Raw genomic sequence first — 1,507 nt, forward strand, 5'->3', positions numbered from 1 at the left:
ACCATTAGGACCGAGTAGTCCGTGTACTCCTGATTCAAAATTACAGTTTAAATTGTGAAGAATTGTGTTCCCTCCCAAAGTAGTTGTCATATTTTTTATTTCCAGCATAATAATCCCCCTTTACTCTGAACGGATACAAGTTACTTTATTCTGTTGTTTCAGTGATGCCAAGTTCGTCGTATACATCTTCCTGAATCTTTTGAAGTTCCTCATCGGTGAGAATTGAATCAATATTGTACCAATTACCTGTCCGTATATAATTGGTGTAGTAAATATCCAAATTACCTGCAGCATCAAACATCACCATGTCAGAACCGTACATATATGCATTTCTGTGTATTGGTTGTATCAGGATTGTTTTCCCGATAAGGGAATAATCAGTTGCCTTTTCTTCAGGTGTATAGTTTATATATTTTTTTATCTGGCTTGTTATGTAGTGGTTTCGACTCGGATCGGTGTCCGCGCCAATATATGGGAAAATGTATCGCACATTATCAATAATCTGTTCTCTCCAAAATATGCCGGAAACAATGCTTAGCTGATCACTGAAACCACTGAACGTGTCACCGGACAAGCTGAGATTGCTATACGTAGTAAAATCAGAGTATATGGATACTGTGAACCTGCTCAGATCCTTAGGAAGCTGGCAATATCCGTTTTGAAATAAGTCTCCATTTCCAGCAATTGGGTAATACGGGAAGTTCCCAGGAAGATATGCACCATTTTCCCCTGTGTAGCAAATATTGTAGGATTTTCCTGTATACTTTATGTATATGGATGAGAGATTGCCGGCTTCGTTGTATATGCATAGCTTATTCCCATTTCTGCTATAGCGGATAGCATTATCCTTATCATCTGCTATATAGTCGATATTGTAATCTTTACAGAGTATAAAATGGTATTCAGGGAGACTGGTGTCTGATAGCTGCATATACATATCTGCGATCAAATTCTTCCTTATGTCAAAATGTATGTTATACTCTGTAACATAAAAATCTATTTCCTTTGTTGGAGTAAGTAATTCCTGTTCATTTGCAAATAAATCCGAGGAATCGTCTGCGTATCCAGGGTTACTACCATTATATGGGATGTTGCAGATATAAATAAAGGAAAACGAGCATAACACTGAAAATATGGTGGCAAAAATCAAAGATAACTTCTTGTATCTGAAGAAATTTGTGATCAAATATACGGAGATCACGCCAAATACTATATACAAAGGTTTGGACAGAAAATGTATATTTACAGGAATTAAAGCTGCTTCATCTGGAATATAAGTAAGAGAAGCACAGAATATATTGGATATTTCCTGTATACTGCCGATTTTATCTTCCGCAGGAAAGGTGAACTTACCCGATTGCAATATGGCAACTATAGTGAACCCAAATAATGCAAGATAGGCAAGGATAGTATTGTTGATATACGATATGATGAGCCCAGTCATAACCGCACAAGTGTTAACCATAAATACATGTGTGAAAATAGCCTTAATTGTATATATATAAAA

1 protein-coding gene is annotated in these 1,507 nt (G+C 36.3%); it reads right to left on the minus strand.

All coding sequences use genetic code 11. The annotated features are described in order from the left end of the window. Window positions 1–145: 145 nt before the first annotated feature. A partial coding sequence (locus CCU_RS10045) for a hypothetical protein (RefSeq protein ID WP_208896159.1) occupies window positions 146–1,507 on the minus strand: 1,362 nt, incomplete at its 5' end.

Origin of the sequence: Coprococcus sp. ART55/1 (genome assembly GCF_000210595.1) — a bacterium.
GTDB lineage: Bacteria > Bacillota > Clostridia > Lachnospirales > Lachnospiraceae > Coprococcus > Coprococcus aceti.